17 protein-coding genes are annotated in these 22,262 nt (G+C 67.2%); 3 read left to right on the top strand and 14 right to left on the bottom strand.

Annotation, left to right across the window (positions count from 1 at the left end; all coding sequences use genetic code 11):
* Positions 1-65: 65 nt before the first annotated feature.
* The 13 genes from G3T37_RS05490 to G3T37_RS05430 form a co-directional block, all read right to left on the bottom strand.
* The gene (locus G3T37_RS05490) at positions 66-464 is read right to left on the bottom strand and encodes a hypothetical protein (protein WP_163472413.1); all 399 of its coding nucleotides are present in this window, start codon (positions 462-464) and stop codon (positions 66-68) included.
* A 245-nt stretch (positions 465-709) separates the two neighbouring features.
* Positions 710-1,834: a WxL protein peptidoglycan domain-containing protein gene (locus G3T37_RS05485; RefSeq protein WP_163472412.1), complete on the bottom strand. Its 1,125-nt coding sequence runs from the start codon at positions 1,832-1,834 to the stop codon at positions 710-712.
* A gap of 110 nt (positions 1,835-1,944) precedes the next feature.
* Positions 1,945-3,294, bottom strand: a complete 1,350-nt coding sequence (locus tag G3T37_RS05480; RefSeq protein WP_163472411.1) for a carboxypeptidase-like regulatory domain-containing protein — start codon at positions 3,292-3,294, stop codon at positions 1,945-1,947.
* 68 nt (positions 3,295-3,362) lie between these two features.
* The gene (locus tag G3T37_RS05475; protein WP_163472410.1) at positions 3,363-4,451 is read right to left on the bottom strand and encodes a substrate-binding domain-containing protein; all 1,089 of its coding nucleotides are present in this window, start codon (positions 4,449-4,451) and stop codon (positions 3,363-3,365) included.
* A gap of 133 nt (positions 4,452-4,584) precedes the next feature.
* Positions 4,585-7,296, bottom strand: coding sequence for a hypothetical protein (locus G3T37_RS05470; RefSeq protein WP_163472409.1), 2,712 nt, complete (start codon positions 7,294-7,296; stop codon positions 4,585-4,587).
* 1 nt (position 7,297) lies between these two features.
* Complete coding sequence (locus tag G3T37_RS05465; protein WP_338401193.1) at positions 7,298-8,989, bottom strand: phosphate ABC transporter substrate-binding protein PstS; 1,692 nt, start codon at positions 8,987-8,989, stop codon at positions 7,298-7,300.
* A gap of 53 nt (positions 8,990-9,042) precedes the next feature.
* The gene (pstA, locus tag G3T37_RS05460) at positions 9,043-10,314 is read right to left on the bottom strand and encodes a phosphate ABC transporter permease PstA (protein ID WP_174247735.1); all 1,272 of its coding nucleotides are present in this window, start codon (positions 10,312-10,314) and stop codon (positions 9,043-9,045) included.
* Entirely contained in the window at positions 10,311-11,303 is a 993-nt protein-coding gene (gene pstC / locus G3T37_RS05455; RefSeq protein ID WP_163472407.1) for a phosphate ABC transporter permease subunit PstC, read from the bottom strand. Before pstC ends, pstA begins: the two co-directional genes overlap by 4 nt.
* 334 nt (positions 11,304-11,637) lie before the next feature.
* On the bottom strand, positions 11,638-12,159 hold the full coding sequence (locus G3T37_RS05450; RefSeq protein WP_163472406.1) for a hypothetical protein: 522 nt from the start codon (positions 12,157-12,159) through the stop codon (positions 11,638-11,640).
* 367 nt (positions 12,160-12,526) lie between these two features.
* Positions 12,527-12,886, bottom strand: coding sequence for a HepT-like ribonuclease domain-containing protein (locus tag G3T37_RS05445; protein WP_163472405.1), 360 nt, complete (start codon positions 12,884-12,886; stop codon positions 12,527-12,529).
* On the bottom strand, positions 12,883-13,383 hold the full coding sequence (locus tag G3T37_RS05440; protein ID WP_163472404.1) for a nucleotidyltransferase domain-containing protein: 501 nt from the start codon (positions 13,381-13,383) through the stop codon (positions 12,883-12,885). The genes G3T37_RS05445 and G3T37_RS05440 overlap by 4 nt, the downstream gene beginning before the upstream one ends.
* 77 nt (positions 13,384-13,460) lie before the next feature.
* A complete protein-coding gene (locus G3T37_RS05435; protein WP_163472403.1) occupies positions 13,461-13,670 on the bottom strand; it encodes a hypothetical protein in 210 nt (69 codons plus the stop codon).
* A 46-nt stretch (positions 13,671-13,716) separates the two neighbouring features.
* Positions 13,717-16,839, bottom strand: coding sequence for a DEAD/DEAH box helicase (locus G3T37_RS05430; protein ID WP_163472402.1), 3,123 nt, complete (start codon positions 16,837-16,839; stop codon positions 13,717-13,719).
* 158 nt (positions 16,840-16,997) lie between these two features.
* Between G3T37_RS05430 and G3T37_RS05425 the strand changes: the two genes are divergently transcribed.
* The gene (locus G3T37_RS05425; RefSeq protein ID WP_163472401.1) at positions 16,998-17,609 is read left to right on the top strand and encodes a VTT domain-containing protein; all 612 of its coding nucleotides are present in this window, start codon (positions 16,998-17,000) and stop codon (positions 17,607-17,609) included.
* 296 nt (positions 17,610-17,905) lie between these two features.
* Here the strand turns inward: G3T37_RS05425 and G3T37_RS05420 are convergent, their stop codons facing one another.
* Positions 17,906-19,225 carry an LLM class flavin-dependent oxidoreductase gene (locus G3T37_RS05420; RefSeq protein WP_163472400.1) on the bottom strand — a complete coding sequence of 440 codons (1,320 nt, stop codon included), beginning with the start codon at positions 19,223-19,225 and terminating at the stop codon, positions 17,906-17,908.
* 123 nt (positions 19,226-19,348) lie between these two features.
* Between G3T37_RS05420 and G3T37_RS05415 the strand changes: the two genes are divergently transcribed.
* Entirely contained in the window at positions 19,349-20,713 is a 1,365-nt protein-coding gene (locus G3T37_RS05415; RefSeq protein WP_338401192.1) for an O-acetylhomoserine aminocarboxypropyltransferase/cysteine synthase family protein, read from the top strand.
* Between the two features lie 114 nt (positions 20,714-20,827).
* Positions 20,828-22,063 (top strand): GAF domain-containing protein, encoded by a 1,236-nt coding sequence (locus tag G3T37_RS05410; RefSeq protein WP_163472399.1) that lies wholly within the window; start codon positions 20,828-20,830, stop codon positions 22,061-22,063.
* Positions 22,064-22,262 lie beyond the last annotated feature (199 nt).

The raw sequence follows: 22,262 nt of genomic DNA, 5'->3' as shown, positions 1-22,262 counted from the left end.
ACGAAGCCACCATGGCAGAGCAACCTGACGCACGCGCGCCCTTGGCATTGCGGCACTCGTGGCGGTCATCGGACGATGGCCTTGGCGACAAGCTTCGGCAGCAGGCCGGTTGATCCGGCAATCCAGAGCGCGGAAACGGAAAGCAGAATCCCACCCGATGCAAGTGCCCAGCCGATGACAGCGCCGTTGCCGGCGCCGTGGCCGGGGTGGCCTTCAATCTGCAACGCGCCGTTCTCCACCCGCCCGGACGACCAGCCCGTCGCCTCGATGACGATGGTGCCGGGGTGCGCGGTGGCGGGGGTTCGATAGGCGGTTCGCAGCTCGCCACGGGCATCGACTCGGACAGTAGCGATCACGCGGGCGTCGGGGTAGGCGACAATCTGAATCTGTTCACGCGGTGTGAATCCGCTGCCGGCGATGTGTACCTGATGGCCCGGAAAGACATGGTCGGGGGCGATGGACAAGGGTGCAGCTCCGGTCGACGGTCGCGGGGGGACCGCTGGCGGGGTCGGGGCCGAGCCGCCCGACTGCCCGCCGGTACCCCCGCTCCCTGCGGGCACGGTTGTCGGGGATCCCGGTATGACGACCGTGACGGACGCGGCGCCCGTCGATTCGGCAGAAGGAGTTGCGCTGGCCGCGAGCGCGGGCAGCGCGCATCCCAGGGTCACCGCGATCGCGCCGATGCCCACAACAATGATGCTGCGAACTCTCATCCGACGGGTTCTTTCTCGCGTGACACCGCGGACACAGGCTCGCGGTCAATGGCTGACTGAGCTGCGGCCGCGTCGATGGCGTCGTAGACCCTTTGCCGGGACGCCGAGACGTATCGTGCCAGTAACCAGACTGCGACGGCGATCACTGCGATGAGCAGGAGCAGGGTCCAGGGTATTGCCGCGCCCGACGCGTCGGCGGAGGTCGCGTGGTACGTCGGCGGTGCAGCAACAGGCACGAGGTGGCCCGTCTGGTCGCGTTGCTTCGAGAGCGCGACCACATCCGTTGGCGGTGCTGGCGTGAGGGTCACCGTTGCGGTGAGAAGCAGGAGCGGGGGGATGCCACTCACTGAGTCGCTCTCGTGCACAGTCTGGCCCGGCAGCAGATTCACGATGCGTTTCCCCTGCAGGCTGGCAACGGGAATGCCGAATGGTCCGGTGATGTGGACGGCTTGTTTGACGTCCATCCGGTAGTTTCCGGTGTTCCGAACGGAGTAGTCCACATCCGTCGTGCCACCCGCGAAGGGGTTGAGGGGCGAGGTGTAGCGCAGCACCTGTCCGGCGCCCTCGACACGGGCGGAGGCGGTGCCTGCGACGGCGAGGTAGATGCGAGAAGCAACACGTTGCTCGAGGGTGATGGCTTCACCGTTCGCGCTTCGGCCGCGACTGAAGACTGAGGCGACGATCCCCGCAGTGTGGTCACCCGGCGTTGCATCGGATGGCACCAGGATGGTGAACGGGATACGCGCTTGCTTACCCGCTTGAAGGGTGAGGGACTTGACCGGCACTGTGGTCCACGACCCCGCGTCGGTCGGTGGCGTCCGTGACGGTAACAGACTGAAGGCGCCGGTGTCGAAGTCATTGATGCCATCGGTGGCGTAGATCGTGAAAGTGGCCGTTTGCTTCGATTGGTTCGTCACGGAGACGAAGTCATTGATCTGCACGCCGGGCTTCACCGAATACGCGAATGACTCGCGACCGTCGGGGCCTTTCGCCGTCGACGGGCTGACGCTCCACGTCACCGTGCCAACTGGGGAGGATGCCGTGGCAGCGCTCGCGACAGCACCAGTGAACGTCGAAATAGCGAGGCTTGCGCCGATTGCGGCCGTGGCGAGCACGGTCAAGAGGGGTCGATAGCTCATCAGTGTTGTCACTTCCGTGAGGACTGGGGTACGCGGCCGGGGAGAGCCCTCTCGGGGTCTCGCCCCGGCCGCGCGCGGGTTGGGTTGCTCGCCTAGGCGAGCGTGAGGGTGAGGACTGCCGTGTAGTCGCCAGCCGCCGTGTTCGCCGGTGCGGCCAGGTTGAGGGTTGCCCCGACCTGGGTCGTCGTCGGCGATGCGGCGGTGACGGCCGGTGCCGACGCGAGCGTCGATGCGACCTTCAGACCACCCGTTGCGGTCGTCGACGGGGCGACGGTCGCGCCGGCGGTTCCCTCGTTGACGCTGCCCGCGAGTGCCGGAACCCAACCGAGGTACGAACCGCTCATGGTGTTCGACCCCGAGGTGAAGTCGGACACCTGGCCCGTCAGGCTCCAACTGGGCGACCCGACCTGGCGAGTGTCAGTGACAGTGACGGCCGGGAGAGTTCCGGATGCCTTCAGCAGGCCCCCCGACAGGGCGGCGGTACCGAGGCTGACCGAGCCGGTCACTCCGGACAGCGACAGCGAACCGACGCCCGCCGGGATGGAGACCGTGATCTGCGTCTGGCCCTGGTTGGCACCGGGGATGCTCGCGGAGGCCGTGCCCGACAGCGACGAGTCGTTGTACTGGGGGTCGCTAGCGCCGACGAATTTCGCGGTGTAGGTGTAGGTGTTGCCGGGAGTGAGTCCCGTGACCGTGTAGGTGCCGACACCGTTCGATACCGTGCCGCTGCCGACCTGCGTGCTGCCCGTCGCGTCGAGGAATGTGATCGATCCGACGGCGCCGGTGGCGACCGCCGCCGACGGGTCCTTGACGGTGCCAGTGAGCGTGATGCCGGACGGCGCGGTGTAGGAGGCGGTCAGCGACACCGTGGTCGCCTTCTTCGTCACCGGGACGCTCCACGTGTTGGCTGCCGTGTTGGCCGTCAACGTGAGGGAGAACCACTTGTCGGTGGTGAAGTTGATCGACGTCGACAGCGCAGAGCAGTAGACCCGCAGCTCGAACGATCCCGACACCAACGGCGACGCGAGGCCGCTGAACGAGTTGTTCGCGACGAACGGGTTGGTGCCCGGTACCGAGTACGTGTCGTCCATGGCGATGGGGTTCCCGTCGAGACCGGTTGCGCCGTAGGCGGTGACCGAGGAGTTGCGGGAGGTCGCGATGGAACCGAGCTTCACGCCGTTCTGGTACACGAGCGTGTCGCTGCGACCGCGGTATCCCACGGGGCAGCCCTGGTCCACGGAGATGCCGTTGAAGGCCGGTGAGGCGTCCAAAGTTCCGCTGGTGATGGCCGGGCCCCGGACAAGCTGGTTCGGGGTCGGTCCGTAGAGGGTGATGGTGCCGGGGGTGACATCGGCGCTGGCCGCCTGCGCGACGGTCAGGCCGCCGAGCACGATGGCGCCAACAGCAGCAACCGCTGCCAAGCGGCGTGTGAAGGTATTCATGAGGGGGGTGATCCTTTCGGAATCGTTAGAAGATGTGGGGGTTGTCGAGGAAGGGGAGGAGGTCACGGTCACTGCGTGAAGGGGCCGGTCAGCGTGGTGCTTCCGCAGAGAGCACCGAGCGTGCCGAAGCCGTACTTGGTGATGGTGGCCGAGTTGGAGCACACCGCCGACGACGTACCGACGAAGGTGGCTGCGATCGCCGATTCCCCAAGGCGCGATGTTGCGACGATGTTGTAGACGTTGCGCGTGATCGGGAATGAGGTGTTGAGCACCGGACCGGTAGCACTGACGTTGTAGGGCTTCACGCCACCGATGTTGCCGAGCGCAATGTTGCCTCGACGCTCGACAACGGGTGCAGGAAGGCCCGCCCAGTTGCCCTGCGCGATGTACTGGGCGATCGAGAACGGCGCGATGTCTCCAGCTCCCTGGATGTACGTGCCGTTGTGCTCTTCGACGGTCGTCGTGACTCCGTTGACGCTCACCGTGTCAGTGACGCAGGAGCCCTTCGAGGTCTCGCTCAGTCCGAGCGCCGACAGCCAGAACGAGCGAGTGCCCGATCCGGACTGCGGCAGAATCGGGCGGATCGTGACGTCGTTGGCGTTTCCATCGGTGTAGGTGGTGACCTTGCACAGGTAGATGTTGCGGAGCGTGAACGGAGCCGGCGACTGCGCATCCTGGCTGGCGGATCCCACGGGGATGTCGCGCGGGAAGTCGCTCGCCGCCGACACGGCAAACGTCACCGCGTCCTTCGCGAACGGGATATACGTCAGGTCGGTGCCGCTACCCGAAGGACCGCTCGACGACCGGGCGAAGTCCACCTGGCCGCTGATGTCGATCCCGTTCCACAGGTGTGAACCGCCCTGCTGTGAGTCGCTCAGCGCGTTCTTACCGGCGCCCGAGCCGTTCGGCCGGGCGAAAGACGGTCCGCCCGACTTCGTTTGGATCGTGGCGGACCCAACCGCGTCATAGGAACCGATGGCAGGAATCTTGGTGGCGAGGCCGTTCATGACGTCCTGGATGGTGTCGGAACCGACACCGGCCAGCGTCTTGAAGGTCCCCGGCGTCGGGTCTGCGGACGCAGACATTCCGCCGAGCGCGACGGCGGCGACGACAGTCGCTGCCAGCGCGCCGAGGCGCAACTTGTTCTTCTTCAGCATTTTTTGCAACCTTCTTTGTTACTCTGCCCTTGCAATTCCGTCCGGATGGACATGCCCCCTCGCGAGCTTTGCGGTTCCGCGAGGGGGTTTTCTCTCTTCGGGGCAGTGACGAAGAGGAAGCTCTGTGGAGCGCTTAGGGGAAGCGCCTCCCGCGAAACAGGAGTGGTGCAAACAACGCACCGCTGATGCCGCCGCCGAGTGACAAGGCGAGTGAGCCGCGGATGATCGGCGGCACGGGTGTTGTCGGAGTGCGGTCCGCCGACGGGTTCGCGACCGCGGTCACGGTGCCGCCGGTAGCGCCTGCCGGCCCCGTCGCCCCCGCACCCGCGCCGCCCGCACCAACGGGCGGCGAGTAGGGGTCCTGTGCCGGGCCGTTACTCGCAGTGGTCGGCGTGGGAGATGGCGCCGATGTGGGAGTGACGTAGGCCGCGATCGCCGCCGCTGAGGCTTTCGCCTGATCCACCATCGCCGAGGTCAGCGGGAGATAACCGGGGGGGAGCTGGCCCTGTTCGACGCCGGCGACTTGACCGGTCGTGCTCGATGACGCGATGAACCGAGAGAAGTCCGTGCGGGCTGCGGCGTCAGTACCCCCGAGGTTCACAATGGCGTACACGACAGTCGTGAGCGGATATCCCCCGACGGTGACCTTGCCGGGATCGACCTGATCGACTCCGGCAACACCGGTGGAGGTCAACCCGGATGTGAGCGCAGCGGTGAGCGCCGCATCCGTTGGACCCGCGAAATCATTCGAAGCGTTGTCCAGGCGAAGAGAGGCAGTGGACAGCGCGTATTTCTCCGCGCTCGGGGCATCCGTCAGCGCGATCATGAAGCGTTGACCCGGTATCTGTGCGCCGGCGCTCACCCAGTCGCCCTTGTCTCCGGTCTGGCTGAGGACAGTCGGGTCCCAGAGCGTCTTTGCGCCTGGATCGGCACGGAACGCGGTGCGGGCTGCAGTGATGAAGTCGTTGACGTAGGGCTGGGATTGGAGGGTCCCGTATCGGTAGCGTTCGGCGCCGAGAACGACGGGCGCGACCGTTTCGTCAGCCTTGGGAAAATTGTCCTGCGGGGCGGTGGCCAGGCGAAGCCCGCTTCCGTCGAGGTTGATAAGACCGACCGGCTTGGTGATCACCTTCCCCGATGCATCGGTGGCATAGGCTCCCGTGCTCGTGAAAGTGGGGACCTGTGCCTTCGGGTCGCCCTTCGGAAGGTAGTAGGGGTTTACGGTCATTCCCCACGGATCGGGGGTGCCCGCGAGCCAACTGCTCGCGTCGGAATCCGCGTCGATCCATTTCCAGATCTGTCGGATCGCGTCCGCGCCGGACGGGCCAGGGATGACGATCGAAGGGTTGGACGCGAATTGTGCCCAATTCGGATTCAGGGCTTGGAAGTCGGGGTCCTGATTGAAGTACTGGTACGTGCGATTCACCGCCCCCAAGTGCGCAATCGTCTTGCCCTCATCGGAGGTCGTGTAGGGGATCTCGAAGACGTAGGACTGCGTCAGAAGTTTTGCCAGAAGCCGCGGCGACAGTTTGAGTTGAGTGATTCGGCCGTCGGGTCCCTCTGCCTGATATGCGACGACGGCGGAAGTCACGGCGATCGGTGCGTACGACAGCTGTGCGGTCTTCAACTCGGCAAGTGCTGCGTCGCTGTCGGCGACTTCTTTGGGCGTGATGGGGTACGAAGCGAACGACAGCCCAGTCTCCGCGTCAAGGAGCTGTTCGCGTGCGATGGCATCGGGATTGCTGGAGAAACTGAATGTCGTCTTCAGGTCGGTGCAGAGTTGCGGTTGCCAGGAGGCCAGCGCCCCGACCATCAGTTGAGAGCCGACGAGGCGTCGTTCGGTGTTGCCGACACTGCAGGTGTTGCCCGTGGGTGTGAAATCGAGGGGGACGGAGATTCGGTTCTTCCAGTAGTCGCAACTCGGGTTCACGGGGCTTCCCGCTTGGATTTCGCCGACCTGACCGTAAACGGGATGGTCGTTGGTGACCGCGTCATAGATCTGGCTGCAGTAGTCATCGTGCCCGCCGTAGACCGTGCCGCGCGGTACCAGCACCAACCAGCAGCGGAGATGTCCTTCGGTGCCGCATCCCAGTTGCGGTGCCTCGTCGGAACTCTGCGTCTCGAATTGGAAGGTGCCCGTGCCGTCGACATTGATTCGGGCGCTTTGCACCTCGTTCGTCGTTGCGGGGGAGAAGTAATCCGCAAGCGGGTAGGTGGGCTGCCCGCCGGCGACCGTTGGTGCCGACTGCCTGCCGCTGATCGAGGTGCCCCCCGCGGTAACAAAAGGAACGTCTCGGGGTGACGCGGCAGTGAATTGAATCGAGTTGGTGGAGACTCGAGGCACGTTATCCGGGTAGACGGTATTGCCGAGCCCATTGTTGTTTGCGTACCGGCCGCCCCATTCGCAGCTCGTGTAGAAGTCATTCGCGAGCGGGTCGGTTCCCCAACACTGCATCGCCTGGAAGAAGTTCTTCGCGCTCGACCAGTAGGCGCCGCTGTAGTCGGTCGCTCCCTGTGTGCCGGCGAATCCGGAGACGTCGACCTGAATCGCCTGGTCGGCCAATCCAGACGTCTGGTCGACGGTGACCGAGATGTTCTTGAATTCCTGATAGAACGGGCTCGACGAGTCACGGGCCGGTTGGTACCCCGCGGCCGATCCAGTGTCGCCTGCCCATTTGACGGTTACAGCGGATGCCGCCTGGGCCGATGCCGAGTCTCCCGGGGGGATGGTGAGGGAGAGGGCGATTGCCGACAGGGCGGCGACGGCGATGCATGCGGCACGGACGACGCGCTGGACCGGGGGAACAGTAGCCGCGTGGCGCGCTCTTCTGGTGACTCGCCCCATGTCAGGCTCCGTCCGCTTCCGCCGACTGGCCGTTCGACAGAACAGGGAGAGCTCGAGTTCTTGGCGCCCGCGGGGTGCGTCGCCGGGCTGGCTTCGCTCGAGGAGGCGACACGCCACGCGCAGGACGATGGCTGAGAGCCGGAGGAAGGAATATCAAGCCCAGGGCGATCGCCGCAACGACTGCGATTTCAAGGCTGGATAGCCAGGCGGGAGTGGCAGCGACGGGGAGCATCTGTGGAACTCCGGCGACGGTTGCGGGTAACAGCGCACCGTTGGATGCCGCCGCGGATCCGTCCGAGCCGACCGCGCCGTTTTGACCGGCGCCGAGTGAACTGGTCCCGCCCGCGGATACACCTCCTCCTCCACCACCGCTGCCCGACGAGACTGCGCCGGCTGTCGAGCCACCAGAGTTCGAGCTCGTCGCGACGTTCGCGGCGCCTCCTGTCCCCGTGAGGCACTGAGTGGCGCCTTCTTTGTCACACGCCTGAGGCATCGGTGCGGTCTTGGCCAGCTTGTTCGTGCCGTCCGCAGAGAACGTCGGGTTATTGCATTTCTTGATGTCAACTGCGGAAGGATCTCCGCCCGGGATCTTGAGAACCTGTTGGAGCCCCGCCTGCGCGAGGTTGATCGGCAACGGTGAGTAACCGAGCACCTGCGCCTGTTGCTGCCCTTCGCACAGGAAGTAGTTGGCGAACGCCGCGAGTGTTTTGCCCTTGTTCTCGGTGAATCCGTATTCCAACGCCGTCGGGATGATCATGTATGAGTACGACGACAAGGGGTAGGTTCGCGGATCGGCGTTCGTGTAGACGCCGGTCAAGTCTTGGGTGAGATAGTCCGGGGACGCGGCGTTTTGGTTGATTTTCGCGCCTAAGAGTGCGACCGCGACGTTCGGCGCGGTCGGTTCCGTGTAGTAGCCCGCTTTGTTCAGCAATTTCACGACAGGGAATCGAGCGTTGAGCGCGTAGGAATACTCGACGTACGCGATGGCGCCAACGTATTGCGGCTGGGCGACATAGCCGGCGACTCCGTTGGACCCGGACTGGGCAATGAAGTTGGATGAGGGCGGCGTCGGGTAATTCGAGGTGATGCCGCAGTTCGCGCCGCGATTCGCTTTCACGCAGAACGCACTCCAGATCGATGGATATTGAGAGCGCATCCAGGTGCTGAACTGAGCGCTCGTTCCGGAGCCGTCGGATCGAACGACCGGGATGATCGGAATAGCGGGTAGTGACAGTTTCGGGTTGTCTGCGGCGATCGCCGGATCGTTCCAACGGGTGATGACGCCGGTGAAGATCTTGGCGACGTTCTGGCCGCTGAGCCGAAGATTGGTCACTCGCTTCCCGGCGATCACGAGGTTGTACATGAAGGAGGTGCCACCGGCCACGATCGGCATGTAGGCGAACTTCCGTGCCGGGCGCGGGTCGACGGAGTCACTGTTCTTCAGCTGGTAGGGGATTTCGGAAACGGCGAAGTCGTATCCGCCACCCTGCTGGCCGAACAGTTGACGGCCAGCGGACGATCCCGCGTCGTTGTAGACGACCTTCCACCGGTAGTTGTTCCACACGTTTCTGATCCACTGCTGCAACGCATTGGCCGACCACGTCGATCCGACGCCCGAGATCGGGTAATACTCCGTTCCCACGGCAGCGGCCGCGGGCGCTGCCGGCAAAGCGAGTGACGCGGCGCTCAGCACAATGAGCCCTCCCGCGAGCACTGCGCGAAGGTGAACTCGTCGAATCACACGAGTCATGAAGCACTCCGTTCTGGTTCTGCAGTGTGCGCGCGCCCGCGGCGTTCCCGACGACGCGACGTTCCCGGGCCCGCAATCCCAAGCTCTCGAGCCCGAAATCGGTACGCATCCTGCCGGGACTGGGTTGTACGCCGCTTTCGTTGGCGTTCGGTGAGGACTCCGGGCCCCCGCCCCCCGATCAGGCGGGCGACGAGGAACAAGACGAGTACGAGCACCATGAGAACGGCCGCGCTTCCGAACCCGCGGCTGATCATCGAGGGTTCTGGTGACTTGACGAAGCTGAACGTGGCGAGCGGCAGCGACACCATGGGGCCGGAGAACGGGTTGACGTTGAGGTAGGTGGTCAGTCCTGCGGTGAGCAGCACCGGAGATGTCTCGCCGATGCCGCGGGCGGTCCCGAGAATGACCGCGGTGGTGAGTCCCGAGCGCGCTGTCGGCAGCGTCACCGACCAGACGGTTCGCCACTTGGTCGAACCCAATGCCAACGACGCCTCTTTGAGGTTTCCGGGCACCAGGCGCAGCACAACGTCGGCCGAGCGGATGATGATCGGCAGCATCATGACGGTGATAGCGAGCGATGCAGCAAACCCGGAACGTTCGAAGCCGAGGGTGAGGATGATCGTCGCATAGACGAAGAGCCCGGCGACGATCGACGGCAGCGCCGTCATCGCCTCGACGACTGTCCTGACGAGGCGCGAAAACCTGCCCGGAAACTCGCTCAAAAACACGGCCGATGCAATCCCCAACGGGATACTGATCGCCAGCGCCATCGTGATCATGATCAGTGTTCCAACGGCGGCATGAATGATGCCTCCGGAGGTGATGGGATCGAGCGGTCCTGTCTGACTCATGTCGTGGGTGAAGAAGTTGAGGTGGGACAGCGCATCCGTTCCGCGCCCGAAGGTGTAGACGACCACGATGACGAGCACGAGCGGAAGCACGAAGGCAACAGCGTGTACGAGGACGGCGACGATCCTGTCGCGCACCGCCAGATCCGTTTCGTCGAACCTCACGACGGCCGAGTAGATACTCAGGAAGAGGAGAAACGCGACCGCGACAAAGCCCAGCGCTCCTTGGAATACGCGGAGCTGTGTGAACAGCCAGGTTGTCAGCGCAATGCTCGCTGCGGCCGACCCGACCAGCGAGTACATGTCCGTGCGACGAATCACTCCCACCGATCGGCGAACTTCGGGTGTCGTAGGGGCGTCCCCAGGCACGATGACGGTCGTGGTCTTACCGTGAGCGACGCGCTCCGTGAGAATGGTCATCCTTCGCTCGATGCCCCAGAACGCGATCTGGAGATGATCGTCGACGCCCCGAAGTTGACGATCAGCGTCATCACGAAGAGTGCGAGCCCCGCCGCCATCAAGCCGGAGATTTCGAACGGCGATGCCTCGCTGTAGCGGAGGGCAATGAGCGCCGAGATGGAGTTCGCGCCCTTTTGCAGGATCTGCGGCTGGATGTTGAATACGGGGCTGATGATGAGGTACACAGCGATCGTCTCGCCCAGCGCGCGACCGAGCCCGAGCATCGTCCCGCCGATCATGCCGCCGCGTCCGAACGGGAGCACCACCCGCCGGATCATGCCCCAGCGAGTGGCGCCGAGAGCAAGCGCGCCCTCACGCTCGCCGAGAGGCGCCTGGGTGAACACTTCCCGCATGATCGAGCAGGTGATCGGCGACACCATCATTGCGACGACCAGTCCCGCAATGAAGGTTGACGCGGTGAATATCGTTGGGCTGGCGAGCGGGTCACTGGGCGAGAATCCTGTGACCGCGAACACCGGCATCCAACTGAAATAGGTGGCGATCCACTGCGAAAAGGGAAGGATGTTGGGCTGAAGAAGGAACAAGCCCCACAGCCCGTAGACAACGCTCGGGATTGCTGCCATCAAGTCGACAACGGTGATGAGCAGTTGCTTGAGCCGCCGGGGCGCGTACTCGCTGATGTACAGCGCAGTGCCCGTCGCCAGCGGCACCGCGACCGTAATGGCCGTGATCGCGATGAAGATCGTCCCCGGCAGCACCGCGGCGATTCCAAACGTCCCGGAGTTCGGCTCCCACGCCTGTGTTGTGAAGAATGAAAGCCCCGCCGCCGAGAGAGCTTTGAATCCTTGGAGCAGCAGGAATAGACCCACCAAGGTCATGATGACCAGGACGATGGTGCTGGCCCCCTGAGTCCCCGCCCGAAACGCGAGATCCGAGCGACGCGCTCGAGAACGCAGACTTCGTGGCACATCGAGCGCGACGGAGCGCACGAGGGCGTCCGCGTCAGTCGCGCCAGGGGAACTTAATTGAGGGCCGCCCATCGTTGTGCCGCCACATCTTTCTTCTCGGGTTGTGGCCCGCTGAGTGGGGGAGTTTGTTGCATTGCGAGCCGAGACCGAAGGTAGGGATGGGCACTGAACTCGAATGACGTGCAATGCGGATTGTTGTTGGACGTTAGGTGAACATCTGGGTGAAGTAGGCCGGGTGGGGCCGTATTTCACACGCCCAGTAGTACGTGCAGGAAGAGGCGGCCTCCCGGAGCAGCCTGAGCACCGCGTGCTGAGCGGGCGATTCCAGCTGCACAGCCCATCGGTGCGCCGCGGCTCAGGCTGACCGTGGGGTCTCGCCCGCGCGTTGGATCAGGCGCTGCTGTTCGAGGATGATCCGCGCGGCGATATCGCGCACGGACGAGTCCGCGGCGGTGTTGCCCAGCCGCAGAACGTAGTGGAGCAGCCGCTGCACCCGCTCCCGGCTTGCCCCCTCGGTCGACGCGAGCGTCGTATCCTCCTCGCGAAGCCGGAAGTCGGTGGGCGTGAGGGGGAATGCTCGCTGTCGCCACCAGTTGATCGACTCCTCGACCGCGAGGAGACAGATCGTGTGAACGTCATCGCGCTTGGAGATGCCGAACGGCGTGGGTGCCGACGTCGTCGGTGGGCGCGTTCCATCGCCCTGTCGAACATCCACCCGAATCCACTGGTTCTTCTCCAGGTAGTAGAACGAGGGGTGAGCCATCACCGTCACCCTGACCGCCGGCCGACCACCGATCGTCGAGATCGATGGCTTCCAGTCGGGCAGGTCCGCGTCGAGAAACGCCGAATGGAGTGAGCGCAACTGTCGAGAAATCATGCGGAGAGACCTGACTGTCGGGAGGAGACCACTGCTGTTCGCCTCGTCGACCGAGCGAGGAGGCGGGATCATTGTCGGACAGCGATCCCCGGCCGGCGGCGCGCCTGAGGCCAAGCTGCATGCATTCGAAGCTCAATCCGGCAACCTCACGGAAACCGTCGCGCCCTCGACGCCGCTCGCGCAGGGCGTGAGCGGTGTCGAGGCAGTGATCGGGATATGCAGGCTCGCGGCTCCATTCATCGACTGCAGGCGCATCGGAACTACTGGGCGAGAGTTGGGTCAACGCCGCATAGTGCCGATCCGCGTCGCCGCGCCCCGTGGGCTCTAGGAGGGAGTTGCCCGCACTCGGCGAATAGTCGCACCGACGTCAGTGCGCGGTGTTCTCGGAGGATTGTCGAGCGTCGATCCGCTCAAGCAGACGAATCACGCTCTCGGCGAGCTGAGGAATGTCGCCAGCTGCGGTCGCCCTCACGATCGAATGAGCGGTGTCGAAATAGCGATGCGTCAATTGATCTCGCATGCGCGCTATCTCCGCCCACGGGATTGTCGGCTCTGACGAAAGCACCGCCGGCTCGATGTCCTTCACTGCCTCCCCGATCTCGATGAGGCGCACGCGTATCGCGTCGAACGCCATCTGATCGTCGCTCTCCGCGCGCACCAGATAGCTCCCTATCGCATCACAGGCCTCTCGAATATCGAGCAGGCGGTCTCTCGCTGATCGCGTCATAGGCGTATCGACTCAGACATGGCGCGAGCGACCACATCGGCCTTCAGGCTGTTTGTCGGAACAATATCGACCGGTGCATTCAGGATGCGTTCGGCTTCCGTTCGCATCCTTCCCAGATCGAAGAGGCCCACGGACGGCCCCACCTCGACGAGGAGGTCGATGTCGCTTTCTGGCCCATCGTCGCCGCGCGCCACGCTGCCGAACAGCCAGACGTCGCGTGCGCCGAGTTGACGGAGCGCTCGCCGAAGTGCGGTGCGATGGCGATCGACGGATTCGCGTCGATCCGACCGGGGCGCCGCAGTACGGAGTGACAGCTCCAGGTCGAAACCCGCGGCGCGAAGAATTCGCCGCAACGTGTCGACGCTCGGTTCGCGATGGGCGGTTTCGTAGGCACTCACGACGCTTTGGGTTAGCCCGGCACGCTGCGCAAGCCCGGTCTGCGTCAATTGTGCGTGCGCTCGCGCCTCACGAATGGCCGCGGCTGCCGTGGAGGTCATGACGCCAATTATAGCGAATCGTCAATAATGTCAATTAGATCATGCACGGAGAAGCGAGCCCGGTTGCGCCGACGGACTCAGCTCTCCGTCGAGGCGAACCGACGACCCCCGCCATCGAACCGATACCCGACCTTGTAGTGGCCGTACAAGATACTGCTCCGCGGGTAGGGGAAGGGAGTGTCGCGCGCGAACTCCGCTGCCTCGCTTTCGGACGCGAACACGCCCAGGATCGGGTTGTCTGCCTCGGAATCCTGGATCACAATCCATACGCCGCCGTCGAAAGTCATCGTCGTAGTATGCCGCGACCGCGCTGCACGCGAGCGCGGGTCACGATCACGCGTCGAGCAACCCGCGGATGTCATCCGCCGTCAGCGCCTCGCTGAAGACGTCGTCGTCGCCCAGGACGGCGTCGGCCAGCGCAGACTTCTGGGCCGCGAGCGCCATGACCTTCTCTTCTATGGTGCCGGCGGCGATCATCCGGTAGACCATCACGGTGCGGGTCTGGCCGATGCGGTGGGTGCGGTCGATCGCCTGGCGTTCGGCGGCCGGGTTCCACCAGGGGTCGAGCAGGAACACGTAGTCGGCCTCGGTGAGGGTGAGCCCGAAGCCGCCCGCCTTGAGACTGATGAGGAACACTGGCGCGGTGCCGGAGCGGAAGGCGTCGATCACCTCGGCCCGCCGTCGGGTGCTGCCATCGAGCACGAGGTGGGGGATGCCCGCCGCCTCCAGCCGCGCGGCCACGACCCGCAGGTACGACGTGAACTGGCTGAAGATGAGCGCGCGGTGACCCTCCGCCACGACGTCGGCGAGCTGCTCCTCGAGCGCATCCAGCTTGCTCGACCGCACCCCCGCGTGGGCCGGGTCGATGAGCGAGGCGTCGAGACTGAGCAGGCGCAGCAGGGTGAGCGACCGGAACACGATGAACTTGTTGCGATCGAGGTCGTCGATGAGTCCGAGGATCTTCTGCCGCTCGCGCTGCAGCACGGTGTCGTAGAGCCGCCGGTGGTCGGGGGCGAGGTCGATCCGCAGCTCCTGCTCCTGGCGTTCCGGCAGCTCGGCGGCGACCAGTTCCTTCGTGCGTCGCATCATGAGGGGCCGGATGCGCGCGCGCAGCCGTGCCAGAAGAGCCGCGGCATGCGCCTCCGCGCCGGCATCCGCTGCGGCCCCCGACACCCCCACGGCGCCGGCCGCGCGGCGTGCCTGGGCGCTCGACCCCCGCCCCACGGGCCGGACGTACTGCTCGGTGAACCGCCCGAGGGAGGGGAAGAGTCCGGGCGCGGTGATCGCGAACAGGGCCCACAGGTCGGTGAGGCTGTTCTCGAGCGGCGTTCCGGTGAGGGCGAGCTTGAGCGGGGCATCCAGCTCGTTCGCGCAGGCGTGCACGCGCGACGCGGGGTTCTTCAGAAACTGCGCCTCGTCGAAGAGCGCGCCCGCCCAGGTCACCGACCGGTACGCCTCGACGTCGAGTCGGAAGAGGGCGTAGCTCGTGACGACGAGGTCGGCGCCCGCGGCACGCTCGGCGATGGAGCGGTCGTGCTTTCGCTCGGTGGTGTCGATGACCTCGACGCGAAGGCCGGGCGTGAAACGCGCCGCCTCGCGCCCCCAGTTCGACACGACCGAGGTGGGCGCGACCACGAGGAACGGGGCTCCGGGGGCGCCGCCGCGCTCCTCGATCGCGTGGGCGACGAGGGCGAGCGATTGCAGCGTCTTGCCGAGACCCATGTCGTCGGCGAGGATGCCGCCGAGACCGTGCCGCCACAGGAAGGCCAGCCAGTCGAAGCCCGCTTTCTGGTAGGGCCGCAGCTCGGCGCGCAGTCCGGCGGGCACGGCTGTGGGTTCGAGCCGGGCATCCACCAGCCGACCGACCGCCGTGCGCCAGGCGACCGCCTCGCTCGTCTCGTCGGCCAGATCCTCGAAATCGGCCAGCAGGCTCGCCTGATAGCGGCTGATGCGCGGGCCCGTCTCCCACTCCGAGAGCGTGCTCGCCTCCTCGATGAGCTCGCGCAGGCGGTCGAACACCGGCTGCGTGAGCGACAGGTACGAGCCGTCGACCATGAGGAGCTTCGTGCGCCCCCGCGAGAGCGCGGAGAACAGCGGCTGGAACGGCACCTCGCGCCCGTCGACCGTCACCGTGACGCCGAGATCGAACCAGTCGCGGCGGTCGGTCTCCAGCACCCGGATGCTCAGCCGCGGCACCTCGGTCAGCTCACGGTAGTCCGGCGCGACCCCGCTCACCTCGACGCGGACCCCGTCGAGTGCGCCGAGCGCCGGAACGACCTCGGCGGCGAACACCGCCGCGTCGACACCGCGAAGGGTTCGCGGCGACGGCGTGACCGCCGCGAGATCACCGACGCGATCCAGCAGTCGCCGCTCCTCTTCGGCGTCGCGCACGCCGTCACCGGCGCCGGGCATGCCGTCACTCGCGCCGGGCTGCCCCTCACCCTCACCGCGCACGCCGCTACCCGCACCGGGCCGCACGGGCACCTGGTGGGGCTCGCCGTCGTCCACGTACTCGAAGCGCCAGTCGAGGGTCAGTTCGTGGGCCGGCCCGTGGCGAAGACGCAGCACGAGCACGGGCGGCGGCGCCGCGGGGAACTCGACCCCGCCATCGGAGCTCGTGAAGGCGAGACCGCGCCGCATCCTCGGGTAGTACCGAGTGAGGAACTCGCTCACGTCGTCGCCGGGGATCACGACCTCGGGCGGGCGGCCGAGCAGCCGCAGCTGGTTGTCGCTGAGCCGCCCAACGACCGGGGCGAGCGTGATCGCGGTCGGCGTCACGAGGTAGAGACCGTGGTCGCCGATCGCGGCAGCACGCTCGGGCGAGTGCGGCACACCGTCGAGCTCGACCACCGCGGTGAGGCGCATCGCGGGGGAGAGGGAGGCGCCCGCGGCGTCGTCGTGTCGGGTGGCGTCGAGGTGCAGCGAGGCGAGCCCGGCGCGCTCCACCGGCGGGGTTCCGACAAGCTCGATTCCCAGCCCCTCGGCCTGCGCGAGCAGCGGCCAGAGCAGCGGGCTGAGGAACTCGTCGAGATACAGCCAGTCGGCATCCTGACCGGTATACGCGGCCCGGGTCGCGCGGTGCAGCGCCACGAACTGCTGAAACCAGCTCTGCTGGGCGGGGTCGAGGCCGAGCCGGTGCGTCTGATGGGGCACGGATGACCACCCCACGCCCTGGCGCGTCCACTTGCCCGATCGCCCGCGCGTGACCGGGCGCACCCCGAGTCGATGATCGACCCCCGGCGTGCCCGGAGCGCCGGTCGCGCGTCGCGCCGTCGGGCCGCGCCAGCGGTCGAGGCTGCGCGGGGTCTGCTCGCGCAGCTCGAACTGGAGCGCGAGCGGCGTGAAGCGGGGCGGCTCGGTGCCGGGGTCGCGCGGCGGCTCGAGGGCGGACCGCCAGTCGCCGGGGCGCGGCACCTCGGGCGGCGACGCGTCGGCGGGGCGCGGCGCGGAATCCATGCCCCTAGCGTCGCACGCGCCACCGGCGCCGCCGCGCACGAGGTCGCGGGGCGGGCCGGCACGTCCCGCAGCCCGCCACCGCGCACGAACGTTCCCCGCGCACGAACGTTCACCGCGCGGTCGTCCACCGGTCGCGCGGTCTTGGCATACTCGTGGCAGTGTCGTCACTCACCGAGTTCATCAGCGTCGTCGCGCAATCGCCGTGGGCGTTCGTGCTGCTCGCTGCGCTGCTCGTCGTCGACGGCTTCTTCCCCTTCGTGCCGGGGGAGACGGTCGTCGTTGCGCTGGCGACGCTCGGTGCCGCCGGCCACGGGCCGTCGCCGGTCGCCGTCTTCCTGGTCGCGACCGCCGCGACGATGGTCGGCGACGGCATCGCCTTCGCCATCGGTCGCACCGTCGGCATCGACCGCTGGGCGTGGATGCGCCACCCGCGCTCGGTGCGCGCACTGGCCTGGACGGCGGGGAGCATCGAGCGGCGACCGATGCTGATCCTCGTGGTCGCGAAGTACCTGCCGTACGCGCGCGTGGCGGTCACGATGACGGCCGGGGCGAGCGATCTCCGGGTGCGCCGCTACCTCACCATCTCGCTCGTCGCGAGCGCGCTCTACACCGGCTACCACGTGATCGTGGCGGTCACGGCGGGAACGCTGCTCGCGCGCTACCCGCTGCTCGCGCTCGCCGCCTCGATCGGATTCGGTCTCGTGACGGGACTGGTGACGGCCGGCGTGCGCGCCCTCCGCACGCGGTTCGCCCGGCGATCGGGCGAGTGAGCTCGCCCCGAGGCGGGGCGGTTAAACGGAAATGCCCAGCCCTGCACTCTTGGAGGAGTCATGCCGGGCTGGGCGATCCGAATGTGCGAGCTATCGGGGGGTGTCGCTCGCACAGGGGAGCAGCCGGTGGGTGGTCATCCGTGATCGGTGGGTAAGTCCGCGGATGGCACGTTACGGTGTCCGGTTCCGAGTGTTCGGGTGGTGCGTTCGGAACTGGAATAGACGTTACAGGCTGTCCGCATTTAGGGGGACCCCCAGCGCAGCCCCACTTCGGGGGTGATCTCGCGACGGGCGCGTCAGAAGTCCAGGATGTTCGCCCGCGCGCCGCCCGTGCCGTACTCGCGGCGCAGCACGCCCCGCCGGCGCAGCACGGGAACCAGCTGGTCGAGCGTGCGGTGCAGCGTCACCGGGTGGAGGTCGCCCGAGAAGATGAACCCGTCGTTGTCGGCCTCCTCGCCCAGCAACTCGATGAAGTCGGCGACCTGCTCGACGGTGCCCACGAAGCCCGAGCCGTCGGCGATGCGGCCCTTGCGCGCCTTGCGCTCGGCGATCTGCCGCAGGGTCTGGGAGGAGAAGTCCTCGCTGCCGCCGAGCAGCCCCCGGATGGTGCCGCGCGAGACGTGCTGGCCGAAGATCGACGGGTCGAGGGGACGGTCGAGGTCGAGCGTCGTGAGGTCGGTCTCGAGGTCGCTCGACTGTCCCTCGAGGATCCGCAGCAGCACCTCGTCGCCCGGGTGCTGCGAGGCGGCGACGATCCGGTCGACCTCCTCCTCGCTCGCGGCGATCTCGGGAGCGAAGACGAAGAGCACCTTGATGTCGCGCGGCGAGCGTCCGCGCGCGATCGCGGCCTCGTGGATGGTCGCGCGATAGTCGCGCACGGCACCGGGGGAGAGGGGGGCGAGCGCGAGCTGGACATCCGAGTTGCCGCCCGCGAAGCCGAGGCCGCGGCCGGAGCCGCCCGGCGAGACGATGAACGGGTCGCCCTCGGCGAAGGGGATCGCGTTGAGCGGGCCGTCGAGACGGAAGTACTCGCCCTCGTGGTGGACGGCGCGGATCCGGCTCGCGTCGGCGTAGTGCCCGGTCTCGGCATCGGCGACGAGCGCGCCGTCGTCCCAGCTGTGCCAGAGCTCGCGGATGACCGACAACCACTCCTCCGCCCGGTCGTAGGCGGCATCATGCCCCAGTTCCTCCAGCCCGAAGTGGCGTGCACTCTTCACATCCGTCACCACGTTGATGCCGAAGCGGTGCCCGCTCAGGTGCTGAAGGCTGGCGAACTGCCGCGCCGCCAGGTACGGCGGATACGCGCCGGCGTTCACGGTGGGGGCGATGCCGAGGTGCGAGGTCGCCTCGAACAGGTAGGGGGTGAGCATGAGCGGGTCATGCTTGGGTCCGCCGTAGGCGCGCCGAACGCGGAGGTCCAGGGTCTCCGGCGACCCGAGGGAGAGGGCGTCCTCGATGATCAGCAGGTCGAGCCCCGCCTGCTCCAGCTCGCGCACCGACTGCTGGTAGAGGCGCGGTTCCTGCCAGCGGTAGTCCCAGGCGTAGTCGGGGCGACCCCAGCCCTGCGGGCCGAAGCCGCGCGCGAAGAACCATCCGAAGTGCTGAAGCCGTGCCATGGCATCCGACCCTACGAGGCTCGTGCACGAGGTGAGCGTTTGTGTCGTTGTGTGAAGGCGCGGCTCGCCCGGGGCAGCGCGAAGACCCTACCGTGGGGCACGAGACGAGAAAGGGTGGACCGCGTGACGTCGACGCAGGACGAGTGGGGCACGGGCGGCTTCGGCTTCAGCACGGAGCAGGTGCACGCCGGGGAGAGCTTCGATGGTGCCTACGCGCCGCGCATCGCGCCCATCTACCTCACAGCGGGCTTCTTGTTCGACTCCTTCGACCACTCCAAGGCCCGCTTCGAGGGCGACGACGGCGGCTGGACCTACTCGCGCGTCGCCAACCCCACGAACGCCGCCGTGGAAGAACGCATCACCGCGCTCGAACACGGCGTGGAATCGCTGCTCGTCGGCAGTGGGCAGGCGGCGATCACGGTGGCGATGCTGGGAATCCTGCGGGCCGGCGACCACTTCCTCGCCACGCGCAGTCTCTACGAGGGAACCAAGACGCTCTTCCGCGAGAACTTCGAGCGCTTCGGCATCGAGGTCGAGTTCGTGGATGACCCGCACGACCTCGGCGAATGGCGCCGTCGCCTGCGTCCCACCACCCGCGCGATCTTCAGCGAGTCGATCCCGAACCCCAAGAACGACCTCATCGACTTCGAGCTCATCGCCGGGGTCGCCCGGGAGGCCGGCGTGCCGTTCGTCGTCGACAGCACCGCCGCGACCCCCTTCCTGGTGCGCCCGCTCGACCACGGCGCCTCGATCGTGGTGCACTCCGCCAGCAAGTTCCTCACCGGCCACGGTGCATCGCTGGCCGGGGTGGTCGTCGACGGCGGCAGTTTCGATTGGGCGGCGCACCCCGATCGCTACCCGCAGTTCTCGACGCCGCTCGGCGCGCCGGGCAGCCCCACTCGGGTGCAGAAGTTCGGTCGACGCGCCTATCTGGAGTACACGCGCTCGACGATCGCCTCGCGCCTCGGTCCCGTACTCTCGCCGCTCAACGCCTTCCTGCTGCAGCAGGGGCTGGAGACGCTGTCGCTACGGGTCGAGCGCCACTCGCGCAACGCGCTCGCGATCGCCCGCTGGCTCGAACGCCAGCCCGAAGTCGCCTCGGTCGACTACTCCGGGCTGCCGTCGAGTCCGCATCACGCGCTCGCGCAGCGCTACTTCCCCCGCGGGCAGGGATCGGTCTTCGGGTTCACCCTCAGCGGAGGCCAGGAGGCGGCGCGCACCGTCATCGACGCCGTGCAGTTGTTCAGCCGGATGACGCACATGGGCGACGTGCGCTCGATGATCCTGCACCCGGGCACCACCTCGCACGCTCACCTCTCCGCCGACGATCGAGCGCGGCTGGGCATCCACGACGGCCTCATTCGGCTCTCGGTGGGCATCGAGGACGAGGCCGACCTGATCCGCGACCTCGATCGCGCGTTCGCCGAACTCCGCGCGTCAGAGGCGACGCGGGAGAGCCTCGCCGCCCGGGATTCGGTGGCCGCCTGACCCCGTCCACCCCGTACTGGGGTAGCGGCGGATCCTGACCTCCGCACGCCCTTCTCTTACGCTTGTCTCGTCTGGGGCGCCATGGTCCATGCGTGGCAAGTGAGGGGATCTGCGGTGGGGAGGCTTCAGCACGCCATCGATCTGCCGCCCGCCCTGCGGGTGTGGCGGTGGCTGTTCCCGGGGAGCTGGTCGAGCGGACCGCAGGCTCCCGAGCGAGCCGTCGTGCACGCCTCGGGCGGCGCTCCGCTGCGCATCCTGCTGCTCGGCGGCTCGATCGCGACGGGCTATGGCGTCGCGACGCAGGATCTCGCGATCGCGGGCCATCTCGCGCGTCAGCTGGCCACGCGGGTCGGCCGGGGAATCGACATCGACGTGGTCGTCGAACGCGACTCGACGATCGCGGGAGCCCTGGCGCTCGCGGCGACCGTCGACCTGCGCGGCTACGACGCGGTCATCCTGAGCACGGGCGTGCAGGATGCCCTCGACGGCGCCTCCGCCCGGTGGTGGGTCGCACAGCTCGCGCACCTGGTCGCGCGCGTGCGCCGCGATGCCGCCCTCCCGGTTCTCGTCCTGGAGGTACCGACACCGTCGCGCCTCATGCCGCTCCCGCTCGTGTCCCGGCTGTACGCCGACGCGCGAGCGCGCCGCTTGAACCAGGCACTGCGACCCGTGGCCGATGCGGCGCGCGGCGTCCACCTCGTCGAGATGCCGATCGGACCCCAGCTCGACCCGGATCGGTTTCACAGTCCCCGCACCTACGCGGCGTGGGCGCGCCCGATCGTCGACGGGGTCGCCCCCATCCTTCTCGCGCTCGACATCGCCGGCGCGGGGGAGAGCGCCCAGCCGCCCCGGCTCGCCCCGCGCGGACCGGCACTGCACGACGAGCGGCACCGGCTCCGGGCGCTGAGCGACACTGGCGTGCTGGACTCCGACCGGGATGACCGCTTCGACCGCATCGCCGCGATGGCGCAGCGCCGCTTCGCCACCTCGCACGCCTCGATCGCCTTCATCGACGGCGCCGGTCACCGTTTCAAGTCGACGCGCGGCGGAGGCCACGGGGCCCTGCCGCGCGGCGCCTCGCTGTGCGACTGGACCATCCGTACCGACGCGGCCCTCGTGGTCTTCGACGCGGCCCTCGACGAGCGCTTCGCGCACGCGCCGCTCATCATCGACGGCGCTCGCCTGCGCGCCTACGCGGGCTACCCGATCCGCAGTCCCGGCGGGCTTCCCATCGGCACCATCAGCGTGTCCGACGCGGCTCCGCGGCACTTCGGCGAGAGCGACATCGTCTTCCTGCGCGACCTCGCGCACCTCGTCGAGAAATTGCTCGCGGATCGATCCGAGGCCTGAGCGCCCCTCGCTGTTCAGCCGTCCCGCCGACCGCGAGTAGGCGCAATCCACCGATCGCCGACGGCACCGGCCGCTCCATTAGAGAAATTTCATGCAAAAGAATCGTGTGCAGCGCGACGTCACGCGGGCGCTGAGGCTACGCTTCCTACGTCTCCTCAAGGGAGCAGCCGGTTCGCCGGGCCTCGATCTCGGATGGGTA

It is taken from the genome of Galbitalea soli (assembly GCF_010686725.1).
In the GTDB taxonomy this organism is placed as follows: Bacteria; Actinomycetota; Actinomycetes; order Actinomycetales; family Microbacteriaceae; genus Galbitalea; species Galbitalea soli.
This window is presented reverse-complemented; position numbering and strand designations above follow the sequence as displayed.